We start from the raw sequence: 14,869 nt of genomic DNA on the forward strand, positions 1-14,869 counted from the left end.
GCGAGTGGGGCCTACCGCCCCATCGCCGGATCGCTGACGGACGGTTTGCCCGTCTCGATGCGGCCGGCGTAGCGGCGCTCGTAGTCGGGGTCTTCGCGCACGGTCACCGTGAAGTCGTACCAGCTGCCGCTGTTCTGCAGCGGCCAGTGCTGCTCTGCCCTGCCCTGCGCGTCGACCGCGACCGTCCAGCTCTGGCCCGCCGTGTAGTAGGCATTCGGCGTGATCTCGAACGTGCAGGCCGTGTCGCCGGTGTTCATGAAGGTGACGTACACGTCGCCGTTGGCCACGTCGTAGCAGACGCGGATCTCGGGCACGGCCGCGCTGGCGGCGCGCAGCGTGTTCACGTTGCCCTTGAAATGGCGATGGAAGCCGTTGGGGCCCAGCACCCACAGATCGTAGGCGCCGCTGTCGTCCACCACGTTCCAGCTGTCGTCCAATTGCTTGTCCGGCTCCACCGTGTAGCGACGCGGCTTGCGGTCCAGGTGCAGGCGGTCGTAGACGTGGAACACCGCGCCCGCCGTGCCGGTGTTGGAGAAGATCAGCCACATCTTCATGCCCGACACGTCGGCGCGGCCGCTGGTGTGCAGTTCGTAGGGCAGCGCGCGCGAGAAGCGCATGCCGGCGGCCTGGCGCGGCGCCGACTGGTCGGCCACGGCCGGCACCGCCACCTGGGCCAGCGCCTCCTGGGACGCGCGCACGCTGTCGGCCTGGGTCTTGGTCAGCAGCGTCAGGTCGGGCAGTGCCTCGTCGTTGGGATTGGCGAAATTGAAAGCCGAGGTCATGTCGCCCAGCACGGCACGGCGCCACGGGCTGATGTTCTCTTCCTTCACGCCGAAGCGGGCCTCCAGGAAACGCAGCACCGACGTGTGATCGAAGGCTTGCGAGTTGACCCACCCGCCGCGGCTCCACGGCGAGATCACGTACATCGGCACGCGCGGGCCGGGCCCGTACACGTCGTTGTCCGGAGGATCCACGGTGGTGGACTGCACGGTGTGGTGCTCGGCCAGCGTATCCACGGTGGACGCGCCCGCCATGCTGCCGTCGCTGTTGTACGAGGGCGCGCAAGGCGGCGGCAGGTGGTCGAAGTAACCGTCGTTCTCGTCGAAATTGACGAACAGCACGGTCTTGCTCCACACGTCCGGGTTGGCGGTGAGCGCATCCAGCACTTCCTGGATGTACCACGCGCCCTGGATGGGGCTGGACGGGCCCGGATGCTCGGAATACGTGGCGGGCGCCACGACCCACGACACCTGGGGCAGCGTGCCGGCGACCACGTCGTCGCGCAAGGCCTGCAGCATGCCGCCGTCGGGCATCGTGTTGCCCACGCCCTTGAACAGCGGCTGGGCCACGTCGATGGCGGGCGTCCAGGCCGGGTACGGCGAACCGTCGTTGCTGCCGGTGACCGCCGTGCTGACCGCGCGATACTGCTTGAAGCCGGCCAGCGGATTGTCGCCGAAGTTTTCAGGCAGGTTCTGGTAGACGCGCCAGGTGACATTGGCCTGTTGCAGGCGCTCGGGATACGTCGTCCACGACCAGCCCTGGGCGGGGTCGCCCAGGCTGTCCCAGCCGCCGTTGCGGGTGGACGGGCCGCCATGCGTGCCGGCCGGATCGTTGGTGCCGCTCCACAGGAACAGGCGATTGGTGTTGGTGCCGCCGTGGGTCGAACAGTGATAGGCGTCGCAGATCGTGAACGCATCGGCCAGGGCGAACTGGAAGCCGACCTCGGCCTCGCGGTAGAAACCCATCGAGGCGTTGTTCTTGTATTGCGGCCAATTGGTCATGCGGCCGCCATCCCAGGCCCGGTGGGCATCCACGTAGTCGTGCGGCGTGCCGCTGACGCGCTGGGCGTTGCCGGTACTGCTGTCCAGGTGGTAAGGCATCACCACGCGGGTGCCGTTGGACTGCTCCCACACGCTGCGGCCATCGGGCAGCGGAATGGTGAAGCGGTCGCCGAAGCCGCGCACGCCGTTCAGCGTACCGAAGTACTGGTCGAACGAGCGGTTCTCCTGCATCAGGATGATCACGTGCTCGACGTCGTTGATGGTGCCCGTGCGGTTGTTGGCGGGAATCGCCAGCGCGCGGCGGATGCTGGGCGGAAACAGCGACAGCGCGGTCATGCCGCCGGCGGCCAGCGCGGTGTTGCGCAGGAAGCGGCGCTTGCCGGCGTTGGCCGGGCCGAAGGAATCGTCGTGTTGGGACATGTCGGAGGGTTCCTCAGTGATCGGTCAGGGCGCGCAGCGCAGTTGCGGCTGCTGGGCGGGAGGCGTGCCGGGTTCGGTGGGCGTCTCGCCGCCACCGTCGCCGTTGTCCGAGTCGGAATCGTGGTCGCCGCCGCAGGCGGACAAGGCCAGGGTCGCAGCCAGCAGCAGGCCGGCGCCCAGGCGCCGCCAGAGTCGTGCATCGCGTTCGATAGGCATGGTTACTCTCTCGTATTGCGGGGGAAAATCCGTCGGGATCACTGCAGCAGCTCGGCCACGGAATGGCCGGACAGCGCCAGCGAGCGCACCTCGGTCTCGGTCAGGGCGCGATTCCAGAACGCCAGGTCGTCGAAGTCCATGGTGTAGGCGCGGCGGTCGTAGCTGCGCAGCTTGTTGTAGTTGCCCAGCGCGTCTTCATTGAGACCCAGGTGCGCGCCGATCACGCCCTCGATCCTGCTCAGGTCGACGCTGCCGGTGGACGTGCTGTTCTTCGAGAAGCCCTTTTCCAGGTCATAGACGTAGGCCGTCATGGTCTTGGCGGTTTTGTCGATGCTCAGGGCCACATAGACGGGCTGGTTGGCCGTATAGGGAATGCTGTTGATGTCCACGCGGCGCGAGCCATCGGCCAGGTTGAAGCGGAACTCGGCGCGCGCGGGGTCGTAGTTCGGACGCGTGGTGTTCCACTGCGCGATGGTGATGCCGGCGTAGGTGCCCGAGTTGTAGTCCTTGTTGGTCAGCACGGGTTTGTCGTCGGACATGCCGTCCGAGCGGAACCAGAAGCCGATGGTGAAGGCCGTGGGCGTGGCCAGCATGCCGGCCGGATGATCCAGCTTGAACGAACTGAAGTCCGCGGTGGTGCGCTGGGCCCGGAACATGCGGCCGAAGGGGCCATCGGTGAACTCGGGCGTCTGCGTGCCGTCGTACGGCGTGATGCCGGTGGTGCCCTGCGAGACGTCCTGCAACTGGTTCTCGAAGGTGTACAGCATGGTCAGGCCATTGCGCAGCGAGGACTCCAGCAGCACCGGCGGGGTGTACAGCACCTTGGCCTGCACCGCGCTGCCCGCGTCGCCGGCCTGCACCGTGTAGTTCAAGGTGTGCAGCCCGCCCTCCTCGAACGTGAAACCGGTGTCCTGGTACTGGGAGGCATCCCCCGGCAGGCGGGCGATTTCCGCGCCGTCGCGCAGCACGATCACCTGGGCCGGCGCCTGGCCGACGAGCGACCAGCTCAGCATCACGCTGGCGTTGTCGGCGGCAGTCACGGCGGCCAGGCGGCGCACGGCCACGGCGTGGGTCAGCGCGGCGCCCGCCATGCCGGTCTGGGCGCCGGCCTGCATGTGCGCCAGCGCGGTCGGCGCCACGTCGGCGGCGCTGGGCAGCGCATACCAGGCATCGTCCCAGGCGGCCGACAGGTCCACGGCGGCGCGGTCGGCGCCCAGCAGGTCGGCCCGGTTGGCCGCCACGAAGACCGTCTTGTTGGCGGTCAGCGGCAGGCCATCGCTGGCGCCGGTGGGCGACAGGCCGTGGCTGGCGGTCACCAGCACCAGCCAATCTTCCTCGGGGTGCGCCTGGCGTCGCGTGGCCACGGCGGCCAGCAATTGGCCCAGGCGGGCGTCGGCCTGGCGCAGCACGGCGCTGTAATCGCCGCCGAAGCCGCCCGACTGCGCACTGCGCTGCACGGCGCCGAACTGCGCCACCACGGCGTCGTAGCCGTCGCCGATGCGCGCCTGCGCATCGCCGGCCACGCAGGCATCGTCGCCCGCGCAATCGGTCAGGGCGGACAGGTAGCCGGCATCGCGGTCGGCGGTCTCGATCTGGGCGACCACGCTGGCATGGAACGCCGCGGCGGTGCGGGCCGTGGGCTGCGCGCTCTTCAGGCGCTTGAACAGCGTGTCGGCATGCAGGGCCTGGCCCGTGGCGTTGGAGCGCACCTGATGCGTGTCGGCCCAGACACCGGTCAGCACGGTGGCCCAGCCCGGCGCATCCAGGGTGGCCTGCTGGGTGGGGGTGCTGGTGACGCCGCCCGTCCAGCCGCGCGTCAGCGTCAGTTGGGCCAGATTGGGCAGCGTGCCGCCGGCCGCGCCGGCCTGCACCGCGTCGTAGGTAGCGCCGTCCAGGCCGATCAGCAGCATCTTCTGCACGGCAGGCTGGCCCGCGGGCGGGGTCACGGGAGGCTGCGCCGCCGCCTCGTCGCCGTCATCACCGCCGCCGCCACAGGCCGCCAGCACCGTGCAGACGAAGAAGGGGGCAACCCACCGACACCATTTCGTATTTTTCATTCTTCGAGCTTCTCGTTGTTGTGGCCGCGAAACGGCGGCCCGGTCAGCTCGACATGCTGGAGACGCGAAGTGAATGGGGGATGAAGCAAAGCGGAAATCGGCTGATCCCAGAATCAGGAAATCTTTGCAATCCCCGGGATCATCATTGCGGCCACCCTGCGAATCTTTGCAACCGAATGCTGCCGACACGTCATTCGAAGGTCGTGCAAGCGTGGATACGACAATCCGCCGACGCCACGCAGGACGCGTGGAAACCCACCGGCGCGGCGGCGCAGCCTGTAAACTGCGGCGTCGCTGTCCATAAACTGTCATGCGCCGCGGGTATGGTCCGCCATTCCTGAACGCCGCCGTCCCGTAGTCATGCGCTTCACCGCCCGCTCCTTCCGCCCCACCCTGCCCGGCGCCGCCCGCCTGGCCGCGATCCTCGCGGCCGCCGCGGCCATCGGCGTCTGGGGCGCGATCCTGCTGGCGCCCAGCCCCGACCGGCTGCCGCCCGCCGTCGCGTCGGCGCCGGTGCGGCAGGCCAACGTCGAGCCGGTCGCCTTGTGGTTCGGACGCGATGGCGTGCTGCAGACGCAGATCGCCGTATTGGGGCTGATCGCCCAGGGCGCCAACGGCGCGGCGGTCATCAGCGTCAACGGCGGCCCGCCCGCCGCCCTGGCCGTCGGCCAGACGGCCGCGCCCGGCATCGTGCTGGCCGCGGTCGATTCGCAGGGGGTGGTGCTCGACGCCAACGGCACGCGTACCCGCGTGGCGGCGCCGCCTTACGAAGCGGCGCCGGGCGGCATCACCACCGTGCGCTGACGCGCCCGGCCGCGCGCCAATCAATTCTTGCAATTCAATTACATTTCAAGCAGGCTACGCTGTTTTGTCATATTCGGACGCGAAAATGCCGGGCTTGACTGATTTCTCCGAGGATTCCCACGTGCACAGGTACCCCCTGAAGGCTCGCCGCCAGCAAGGCTTCACGCTGATCGAGATCATGGTGGTCGTCGTGATCATGGGCATTCTTGCCGCCCTGGTCGTGCCGCGCGTGCTGGATCGTCCCGACCAGGCCCGCCAGGTCGCCGCCAAGCAGGACATCTCCGGCCTGATGCAGGCGCTGAAGCTGTACCGCCTCGATAACGGCCGCTATCCCACCACCCAGCAAGGCCTGCGCGCCCTGGTCGAACGCCCCGAGGGCGCCAAGGCCTGGCGCCCCTACCTCGAGCGCCTGCCCAACGATCCGTGGGGCGCGCCCTACCAGTACCTCAACCCGGGCGTGAAGGGCGAGATCGACGTGTTCTCGTTCGGCGCCGACGGCAAACCGGGCGGAGAACAAGGCGATGCTGACATCGGCTCGTGGGAGCTCTGAGCGCGGCTTCACGCTCGTTGAAGTCCTGGTAGTCCTGGTCATCATCGGCATCGGCGCATCCCTGGTCAGCCTGGCCGCCTTCTCCGGCCCCGACCGCAGCCTGCGCAGCGATGCCGAACGGCTGGTGGATGCCTTCTCGGCGGCGCAAAGCGAGGCCCGCAGCGACGGGCGCGTCATCCGTTGGCGCGCCGACAGCGCCAACTGGTCCTTCGAACGCCGTGGCCGCTCCGATCAGCTCTCCGCACAGGACGACGGCCCGTCCCGGCCCGACCGCTTCGAGCAGGACGACCTGCTGGGCGAGCGCGGCTGGACCAAACCGCCCGTCACCGTGCGCACCGATCCCGCCATGCCGCTGGTGTTCGGCACCGAATGGATCGCGCCGCCCATGACGCTGCAGCTGCAAGCCAACGGCGACACCCTCACCATCACGCGCGATGCCGCCGGCCGCTATGACATCCAGTAGCGCGCGCCGCGAACGCGGCTTCACCCTGATCGAGGTGCTGGTGGCGCTGGCCATCATCGCCGTGGCGATGGGCGCCGCCATGCGCGCCACCAGCGTGATGATCAGCAACAACCGCGCGCTGCAGGACAAGACCCTGGCGCTGATGGCCGCCGAGAACGCGCTGGCGCAGATGCGCCTGGAACAGACCCTGCCCGCGCCGGGCAAGCGCATGGTGGCCTGCCCGCAAGGTGGCCAGGCCATGCAGTGCGAGTTGGTCACCACCAGCTCTCTGAACCGCGGCTTCCGCCAGGTCACGGTGCGCGTGCACCCGGCCGGCGACAACGATGCCGTCATCACCCAGTTGAGCGGCCTGGTGTCGAACCTGCGATGAGCGCACGCCCTCTCCAACCGCCCCGCTGCCGGCGGCAACGCGGCTTCACGCTGATCGAAGTGCTGGTGGCCATCGCGCTGATGGCCCTGGTCAGCCTGATGGCCTGGCGCGGCCTGGCGCAGGTCTCCGACGCCCGCGAGTGGATCGACGCCGAGGCGCAGGACAACGACATGGTCGTGCGCGTGCTGGGCCAGATCGAACGCGACGTCAACCAGGCCTACGTGGGCCCGCGCTCCGCCGCGCCCGAGGGCGCGCTGCCCGACGGCGTGAACGTGCTGCGTGGCAACGGCGCCGCGCCCCTGCTGGACATCGTGCGCGCGGCGCCCGACCAGCAAGGCATGTGGCAACGCGTGGTGTGGCAACTGCGGCCCGACGGGCTGTGGCGCTACGTGGGCGCCGCGGGCACCCGCTACCCCCTGCCCCCGCCCGACACCGGCGCGCTGGTGATGCCGCAGGTCACCGCGCTGCGCCTGCGCGCCTGGGTGCCGGGCAGCGGCTGGGCCAACCTGCCCGCCGCCCTGCCCGCGCAGGCCACCGGCCTGGACATCGCGCTGGAGCGCCGCCACCGCGAGGTCCTGCAGCAGTTCAACCGCATCCTGGTGCTGCAATGACGCCACGCCATCCTTCCCGCCAGCGCGGCGCCGCGGTCATCGGCGCGCTGATCATCGTGGCCATCGTGGCCGCGCTCAGCACCAGCCTGTTCCTGCGGCAGACGGCCACCATGCGCCAGGTCGAGAACGAAGAAGCGCGCGTGCAGGCGCGCTGGCTGCTGATGGGCGGCATCGACTGGGCGCGCCTGATGCTGCGCGACCACGCGCGCCGCGAAGCCACCACGCAAGGCGACCAGGTCTGGGCCACGCCGGTGCAGGACACCCGCATCGAACAGCCGGGCGATGATCGCGTGGCCGTGTTCTCGGGTTTCCTCGAAGACGAGCAAGGCAAGTACAACCTGTACAACGTGGCCATCGGCGGCAAGGTCTCGGAGGCGCAGCTCGAAATACTGACGCGCCTGCTGTCCAACCTGAACCAGCCGGCCTCGCTGGCGCCGCAGATGGCCAACCTGATCGCGCAGGCCCAGCCGCCCGCGCCGGTCAGTTCCTCCGAGCAGACCTCCTCCACCGGCACCACCACCTCGTCGGCCAGCGAGGCCGCCGAAGAAGCCCTGCTGGCCAAGGCCCAGACCGATGCGCCGCTGCCGCGCGGCATCGACGACATCGCCAACCTGCTGGGCGTCGACCAGGTGTCGCGCCAGGCCCTGCGGCGTACCATGACGGTGCTGCCCGCCCGCACCACCGTCAACGTCAACACCGCGCCGCCCGAAGTCATCGCCGCGCTGGTGCCCGGCCTGTCGCTGGGCCAGGCGCGCAGCCTGGCCGGCGACCGCGACCGCGGCCGCTGGTTCCTGAACAGCGGCGACTTCGGCAACCGCGTCACCGGCACCGGATCCGAAGTACAAGTGCCTACCGTGGTCACCACCAGCACCTGGTTCATGGCCACGGGCACCGTGGTCTACGAGCGCGCCCGCGTCACCATGCGCGCGCTCATGCAAAGCTCCACCGGAGGGGCGCCTCGCACCCTCTGGACACAGGAAGTCATGTGAAGAATATCCTGCGCATCGCCCTCCCCCCGCTGGCCGATCTCACGGCCACGTCGCTGCTGGACTACGCCTGGTTCGACCGGCGCGGCCAGCGCGCCCGCCACGGCACCCTGGCGCCCGCCGGCCTGGCCGGCGCCTTCCCCAACATTCCGGTGCAGGCCGTGCTGCATCCTCACGATGCCATCCTGGCCAGCGTGCAGGTGCCCGCCGTGGCCGCCGCGCGCTTCGACGCCGCCGTCAACGGCGCGCTCGAAGCCCTGGTGCTCAGCGACCTGTCCACCCTGGCCGTAGGCCACGGACCGCGCGCCGCCGACGGCGCCGTGGCGGTGGCCTGGGCCGACAGCGCCGCGCTGCAGCGCGCCTGGATGCTGCTGTCGCAAGCCGGCCTGCAGGTGCGCGCGCTGGTGCCGGTGCAGGTGCTGGCCGGCGACGCGGCCGACGCCGACGCTGCGCTGGGTTCGCACGAAGACCCCCGCTGGAACCACGACGCGCCGTCGTGGTCGCTGGCGCTGCCGCACCTGGCGCCGCAGCGCCCCTCGCGCTGGAAGCCGGCGCTGCGCTGGGCTGCCGTCGCCGCGGTGCTGTGGATCGTCGGCCTGAATTTCTACGCCTCTCAGTTGCGCGGGGAAGCCACCCGCCTGCGCGAGACCATGGTCTCGCAGGTGCGCGACACCTTTCCCGGCACGCCGGTCGTGCTCGATGCGGTGCGCCAGGCCGAGCAAGGCTACAACGCATTGCTGGCCGGCAACGGCGCCGGCAGCGCAGGCGACTTCATGACGCTGGCGCGCGGCGCAGCCCAGGTGCTGCCGTTCGCCGCGGACAACGTCGACAAGCTGACCTACAAGGATCAGGCGCTGCTGCTGGAACTGGCGCCGGCCAAGGACGGCAACGACGACCGCGTGGGCGACGTGCCCGCCATCATGGCCAAGGCCACGGCGCTGGGCCTGCGCATCGAGCGCGAAGAGAACGCCCCGCATTGGCGCATCCTGCAGGCGCAACCATGACCACGAGAACCTCCACCTTCCTGCCGATGTGGCACAAGCTGCGCGACCGCTATGCGCAGACCCAGCGCCGGGGGCAGGCCTGGCTGGCCCGCCTGGCCCCGCGCGAACGCCGCCTGCTGGGCATCGCCGCGGCGGTCGTCGGGCTGGCGCTGGCCTGGCTGATCTTCATCGAACCGGCCATGAAATCGGTACGGGACCTGGGCGTCGAATTGCCCAAGCTGCGCGCCCAGGCCGCCACCGTGGCCGACCTGACTGCTCGCGCGCGCGGCCTGCGCCGGGGCGGCGAACATACCGCCGGCACCCTGCCCACCGATGCCGAACTGCGCGCCAGCCTGCACCAAGCGGGGCTGTCCGAGAACCAATGGTCGGCGGCGCCGGCCCAGCCCGCAGCGGGCACCGGCGCGGCCGCCGACGCCAAGCCCGGCCTCACGCTCACCTTCACCGAAGCCTCTTCCGTCGCCGCCCTGCGCTGGCTCGATGGCGCCCCGCGCGACTGGCGGCTGGTGGTCACCGACGTGACGCTCACCCGCCCGCGCGACGCCGACGACCGGCGCCTGCCCGGCCGCCTGAGCGGCACCGCCACCCTGGTCCCCTACGACGCTGCACCGAAGGCCCAGGCACGATGATCGAATTGCTACGCAAGTTCCGCATCGGCACCGTCGTGCTGGCGGTGGCCGTCGCCCTGGCGGCGGCGCTCACGGTGTTGCCGGCCCGCTGGCTGCTGTGGCTGATGCCCTCCGATGCGCCCATCACGGTCGTCGAGGCCAGCGGCACCCTGTGGTCGGGCACCGCCTGGATCGCGCTGGGCAGCCCGCAGTCGCGCCGCATGCTGACCGAGCCGGTGCAATGGCGCTGGAACGGCGCCTCGGTCGACGTGCGCCACCCCTATCTGCGCGGCCCCGTCAAGCTGTCCTTCGGACTGGGTGGCGTGTCGGTCTCGGCACAGCAGGCCACCCTGCCCGCCGCCGTGCTGGCCGGCATGGGCACGCCCTGGAACACCATGTCGCCCGGCGGCCAGATCGACGTGCAATGGCGCGCGTTCACCCCGGGCACCCTGGCGCAAGGCACGCTGGCCGACATCTACTGGCGCAACGCCAGCGCCGCCATGGCGCCCATCGCGCCCATCGGCGACTACCACGTACGCCTGGAAGGCAGCGGCCGCAACATCAAGATCACGCTGTCCACCGACAAGGGCGCGCTGCAACTGACGGGCCAGGGGGAATGGACCGGCCGCCGCCTGAATTTCCAGGGCCGCGCCAAGGCCTCGGACAAGGCCAGCGACACCGAACAGGCCGCGCTGACCGGACTGCTGACGGCGATCGGGCCCGAGCGCGACGACGGGCACGCATTCGGAACGGGCAAGCTGTAGGACGCTGGCCCGGCAATTCATTGGGGCCGAATACGGCAACGCCGCCCTGGGGCGGCGTTGCCGTGTCGGCCGGCCAGGCACCGGCCAAAAAAGCCCCCACGCCGCGCTAGTCGTCGCGCGTCACCCGCACGATTTCCTCCGGCGAGGTCACGCCCGCCTCGATCCAGCGCTGGCCGTCTTCACGCATGTTGTGCATGCCCGATGCGGCGGCAGCCTGGCGCAACGCCTGCTCGTCGCGGCCTTCATGAATCAGTGTGCGCGCCGTGTCGTCCACCACGAACAGCTCGTGGATGCCCGAACGGCCGCTGTAGCCCGTGTGGTTGCAATGCGGGCAGCCCACGGCGCGGTACACGGTGGAGCCATCGGCCAGCAGTTCCGGCTTGCGGCACTCGGGGCACAGCTTGCGCACCAGCCGCTGCGCCAGCACGCCCAGCAGCGACGAGGCCAGCAGGAAGGGCTCGACGCCCATGTCCGTCAGGCGCGTCACCGCCGACACCGAGTCGTTGGTGTGCAGCGTGGCCAGCACCAGGTGGCCCGTCAGCGAAGCCTGGACCGCGATCTGCGCGGTTTCCAGGTCGCGGATTTCGCCGATCATGATGACGTCCGGATCCTGGCGCAGGATCGCGCGCAGGGCCATGGCGAAACTCATGTCGATCTTGGCGTTGACCTGCGTCTGGCCGATGCCGGGCAGGTCGTATTCGATCGGGTCTTCCACCGTCAGGATGTTGCTGGTGGAGGCGTCCAGGCGCGACAGCGCGGCGTACAGCGTGGTGGTCTTGCCGCTGCCGGTCGGGCCCGTGACCAGCACGATGCCGTGCGGCTGGCGGATCAGCTTGTCCAGCCGGCCGAGCACGACGGGGCTCATACCCAGCTTCTCCAGCTGCAGGCGGCCGGCTTCCTTGTCCAGCAGGCGCAGCACCGCGCGTTCGCCGTGGCCCGTGGGCAGCGTCGAGACCCGCACGTCGATGGGGCGGCCACCCACGCGCAGCGCGATACGGCCGTCCTGCGGCAGGCGTTTCTCGGCGATGTCCAGGTGCGCCATGATCTTGATCCGCGAGATCAGCGCGGAATGCAGCGCCTTGCGCGGCGACACCACGTCGCGCAGCGTGCCGTCCACGCGGTAGCGCACCACCGAGTGGGTTTCGAAGGGCTCGATGTGGATGTCGCTGGCGTTGTCGCGCGCGGCCTGGGCGAACAAGGCGTTGATCATCCGGATCACCGGCGCGTCGTCCTGCGCTTCCAGCAGGTCGGCCACTTCGGGCATGTCCTGCAGCAGGCGGTCCAGGTCGATCTCGTTCTCGGCCACGCCCATCACGGACGCGGCGTCCTCGGTATCGCTGTAGGCGGCCGTGAGCATGGTCTCCAGCGCGCTGTCCTCCACGCTGACCACCGGCACCTCGCCGTGGCAACGCAGGATCTCGCGCACCGCCCAGGCGGGCGTGCGCGGGCTGACCGTCAGTTGCACGGCGCCCGGCCGCATCGACAACATGGCCCGGTGCGCGCGCGCCCAGGCATAAGGCAAGGGATGAGGATTCATCTCCCCCCCTACATATTCGTCACGAGTTCGGGCTTGAAGCCCAACTGCCGCAGCAGGTTCAGCGAGGTATCCACCGTGGTGGCGTCGCGCGCCACGGCTGCCCGCACCACCGCGCCCTGGCCGCCGGGGCCCACACGGGAATAGGCGTTCAGGCCGCTGATCTGCACGCGCTTGACGATCTGGTCGGCCTCTTCCTGGGTGTCCACCGAGGCAATCTGCAGCGTGGTGGTCGAGGTATCTGCCTGGCCGTAGATGGCCGAAGGGTCGCGCGCCACGCTCACGCCCAGCGGCAGGCTGGCGCGGATCGGCTGATTGCTTTCGTCCTGGTCCGGACGCTGCGGCAACTGCCGCACCGCGGTCGATTGGGTCGAGGCCGGGCCGGGACGGCGCATGGTCGCGTCCGCGTGCTCGGGACGCAGGTCGTACGGGCGCTCGCCCACCACCGGCACGTTGGCCGGCGGCAGTTGCGCGCCCTGCATGTCGGGCAACAGCCAGTGTTGGCCCGGCTGCGCGTTGCTCTGGGCGCGGCGCATGTAGTCGTAGCGGTCCAGCGTGACGTTGGCGCTGCTGCGCGAATCGCGCAGCACGTACGGACGCAGGAACACCATCAGGTTGGTCTTGGTGCGCTGGCGCGAGTCGTAGCGGAACAGCGCGCCCAGCAGCGGAATGTTGCTCAGGCCGGGAATGTTCTTGGACGAGATCGTCATGCTGTCTTCCAGCAGGCCGCCCAGCACGATGATCTGGCCGTCGTCGATCAGCACGCTGGTGTCGATGGCGCGCTTGTTGGTGACGATGCCGGTGGTGGCGTTGGAACGCGCGTCGTCGATACTGCTGACTTCCTGGTAGATGTCCAGCTTGACCGCGCCGCCTTCCGAGATCTGCGGACGGATGTTCAGCTTCAGGCCGATGTCCTCGCGTTCGACGGTCTGGAACGGGTTGCTGGTGCTGTCGCTGCCGGACGTCACGTACGAGCCCGTGACGAACGGCACGGTCTGGCCGACCAGGATGCTGGCCTGTTCGTTGTCGAGCGTCAGCAGGTTCGGCGTGGACAGGATGTTGGCCTGGCCGGAATCCTGCAGCGCGCGGGCCAGCACGCCCAGGTTGATGACCTCGTTGCCCAGCACGTCGACCGTGCCCTTGACCAGGCCCAGGCTCAGGCCGCTGCCCAGCGAATCCAGCGTGGTGGCGCCGCCGGCAGTAATGCCGCTGCCGCCCAGGTTGGTGCCGCCGATGAAGCTGGTGCGGCCGCTGCTCAGGCCGTTGCCGCCGGTCATCCACTGGATGCCGAACTCGGAGCCCGAGTTGGCGTTGACCTCGACGATCATGCTTTCCACCAGCACCTGCGCGCGGCGCTGGTCGAGCTGGTCGATGACTTCGCGCAGACTGCGGTACAGCGGCTCGGGCGCGGAGATGATCAGGGTATTGGTGGACGGGTCGGCCTGGATGACCGCGCCGCCGGCCGCGTAGGACACCGGTTCCGATGCGTCGCTGGGGTCTTCGCGGGAAATCTGCTGGGTATTGCTGCCCAGGCCGCCCGAGCTGCTGCTGCCCACGCCGCTGCTGGAACTGCTGCCGAAGCTGCGCGACGAACTGCTGCTGGAACGGGTCGAGCTGGAGGACGTGCTGCGGCCGCTCAGGCCGGTGCCGGCGCCGCCCACCGAACCCGCCGTGCCCGACGTGCCGCCCACGCTCTGCGTCTGGCTCTGGCCATTGAGCAGGCCGCCCAGCACGTGGGCCATGCGCGTGGCCTGTGCGTTGCGCAGATACACCACGTGCAGGTTGCCGGCATCCTTCTGGCGGGCGTCCAGCTTGGCGATCAGGTCGCGGGCCAGGCGCGTGCGCGCCGGATTGCCCGAACGGATCAGCACGCTGTTGCTGCGCGGATCGGCCACGATGGCCATGCGCGACGCGTCGGCGCCCGCGCCCTGGCCCGCCCCCCCCTGCCCGTCCATCAGTTGCGAGGCCAGGGCCGCGATATCGGACGCGATGCCGTACTGGATCGGAACGATGTCGGTATCCAGCGAAGACGGCACATCGATGCGCGCGATCACCTGGGCGATACGCTCCAGGTTGTCGGCATAATCGGTGATGACCAGGGTATTGTTGCCCGGATAGGCGTTGATGGGATTGTTCGGCGGCACCATCGGGCGCAGCACCGGCACCAGGTTGGCGGCATTCTCGTATTTCAGCGAGAACACGCGCGTCACCATCTGGCTGCCGCGGGCGAAGTCTTCCATCGACATCGCGCCATTGGCCGCGCGACCGGTGCCGGGGCTGCGGGCGCCGTCGCTGACGACCGGGCTGCCCTGCAGTTTGCCGTCGGCCTCGGGCACCACGCGCGTCACGCCGTCGACGTCGACAATGGCGAAGCCCTGCAGGCGCAGCGCGCCGGTCAGCATGGACAAGGCCTGTTCACGGCTGACCGGACGCTCGGACACCAGGGTAATCTTGCCCTTGACGCGCGGGTCGACCAGGAAATTGCGTTGAGTGAACACCGACAAGGCACGCAGGACGGCGGGAATATCGGTGTCGACGAAATTCAGGCTGACCCGATTGTCGCTCTGTTGCGCTTGCGCGCTCTGAACCGGCAAGGCGCAACTACTGGCGGCGATGACGGCGGCCAAGCCGAACGACAGGATTTGACGCATGAAAATCTACACCACTGGGCTGGAAAATTTGCCGAGTATACGAGGTGATAACG

At 69.5% G+C, this 14,869-nt stretch carries 14 protein-coding genes; 9 read left to right on the top strand and 5 right to left on the bottom strand.

Going from position 1 to position 14,869, the window contains the following annotated elements; translation table 11 throughout:
- Positions 1 to 11: 11 nt before the first annotated feature.
- From A7W11_RS15295 to A7W11_RS15305, 3 genes are read right to left on the bottom strand one after another with little or no spacing between them, the layout of a single operon-like run.
- On the bottom strand, positions 12 to 2,201 hold the full coding sequence (locus A7W11_RS15295) for a phosphocholine-specific phospholipase C (protein WP_066414637.1): 2,190 nt from the start codon (positions 2,199 to 2,201) through the stop codon (positions 12 to 14).
- Positions 2,202 to 2,225: 24 nt separating this feature from the next.
- On the bottom strand, positions 2,226 to 2,417 hold the full coding sequence (locus A7W11_RS15300; protein WP_066414641.1) for a hypothetical protein: 192 nt from the start codon (positions 2,415 to 2,417) through the stop codon (positions 2,226 to 2,228).
- Positions 2,418 to 2,455: 38 nt separating this feature from the next.
- The gene (locus A7W11_RS15305) at positions 2,456 to 4,474 is read right to left on the bottom strand and encodes a nucleotide pyrophosphatase (RefSeq protein WP_066414650.1); all 2,019 of its coding nucleotides are present in this window, start codon (positions 4,472 to 4,474) and stop codon (positions 2,456 to 2,458) included.
- 360 nt (positions 4,475 to 4,834) lie between these two features.
- Here A7W11_RS15305 and A7W11_RS15310 point away from each other — a divergent pair, with 360 nt between their 5' ends.
- The 9 genes from A7W11_RS15310 to gspN all read left to right on the top strand — a co-directional run bounded on the left by A7W11_RS15310 (position 4,835) and on the right by gspN (position 10,631).
- A complete protein-coding gene (locus A7W11_RS15310; protein WP_066414653.1) occupies positions 4,835 to 5,278 on the top strand; it encodes a general secretion pathway protein GspC in 444 nt (147 codons plus the stop codon).
- Positions 5,279 to 5,363: 85 nt separating this feature from the next.
- Positions 5,364 to 5,828 carry a type II secretion system major pseudopilin GspG gene (gspG, locus tag A7W11_RS15315; RefSeq protein WP_066414657.1) on the top strand — a complete coding sequence of 155 codons (465 nt, stop codon included), beginning with the start codon at positions 5,364 to 5,366 and terminating at the stop codon, positions 5,826 to 5,828.
- Positions 5,800 to 6,291 carry a GspH/FimT family pseudopilin gene (locus A7W11_RS15320; RefSeq protein ID WP_066416017.1) on the top strand — a complete coding sequence of 164 codons (492 nt, stop codon included), beginning with the start codon at positions 5,800 to 5,802 and terminating at the stop codon, positions 6,289 to 6,291. Before gspG ends, A7W11_RS15320 begins: the two co-directional genes overlap by 29 nt.
- Positions 6,278 to 6,661 (top strand): type II secretion system minor pseudopilin GspI, encoded by a 384-nt coding sequence (gene gspI, locus A7W11_RS15325; protein WP_082887269.1) that lies wholly within the window; start codon positions 6,278 to 6,280, stop codon positions 6,659 to 6,661. Before A7W11_RS15320 ends, gspI begins: the two co-directional genes overlap by 14 nt.
- Positions 6,658 to 7,272 (top strand): PulJ/GspJ family protein, encoded by a 615-nt coding sequence (locus A7W11_RS15330; protein ID WP_066414667.1) that lies wholly within the window; start codon positions 6,658 to 6,660, stop codon positions 7,270 to 7,272. Before gspI ends, A7W11_RS15330 begins: the two co-directional genes overlap by 4 nt.
- A complete protein-coding gene (gene gspK, locus A7W11_RS15335) occupies positions 7,269 to 8,261 on the top strand; it encodes a type II secretion system minor pseudopilin GspK (RefSeq protein ID WP_066414668.1) in 993 nt (330 codons plus the stop codon). The genes A7W11_RS15330 and gspK overlap by 4 nt, the downstream gene beginning before the upstream one ends.
- The gene (gene gspL / locus A7W11_RS15340; protein ID WP_066414675.1) at positions 8,258 to 9,262 is read left to right on the top strand and encodes a type II secretion system protein GspL; all 1,005 of its coding nucleotides are present in this window, start codon (positions 8,258 to 8,260) and stop codon (positions 9,260 to 9,262) included. The genes gspK and gspL overlap by 4 nt, the downstream gene beginning before the upstream one ends.
- Positions 9,259 to 9,888 (top strand): type II secretion system protein GspM, encoded by a 630-nt coding sequence (gspM, locus tag A7W11_RS15345; RefSeq protein WP_235816889.1) that lies wholly within the window; start codon positions 9,259 to 9,261, stop codon positions 9,886 to 9,888. Before gspL ends, gspM begins: the two co-directional genes overlap by 4 nt.
- Entirely contained in the window at positions 9,885 to 10,631 is a 747-nt protein-coding gene (gene gspN, locus A7W11_RS15350; protein WP_066414677.1) for a type II secretion system protein N, read from the top strand. The genes gspM and gspN overlap by 4 nt, the downstream gene beginning before the upstream one ends.
- Before the next feature lie 106 nt (positions 10,632 to 10,737).
- Here gspN and gspE read toward each other — a convergent pair whose 3' ends face one another.
- Positions 10,738 to 12,168: a type II secretion system ATPase GspE gene (gene gspE / locus A7W11_RS15355; RefSeq protein ID WP_066414679.1), complete on the bottom strand. Its 1,431-nt coding sequence runs from the start codon at positions 12,166 to 12,168 to the stop codon at positions 10,738 to 10,740.
- 8 nt (positions 12,169 to 12,176) lie between these two features.
- Positions 12,177 to 14,816 (bottom strand): type II secretion system secretin GspD, encoded by a 2,640-nt coding sequence (gene gspD / locus A7W11_RS15360; RefSeq protein WP_066414681.1) that lies wholly within the window; start codon positions 14,814 to 14,816, stop codon positions 12,177 to 12,179.
- Positions 14,817 to 14,869: the final 53 nt, after the last annotated feature.

Source organism: Bordetella ansorpii (assembly GCF_900078315.1).
GTDB classification, from domain to species: Bacteria; Pseudomonadota; Gammaproteobacteria; order Burkholderiales; family Burkholderiaceae_B; genus Bordetella; species Bordetella ansorpii.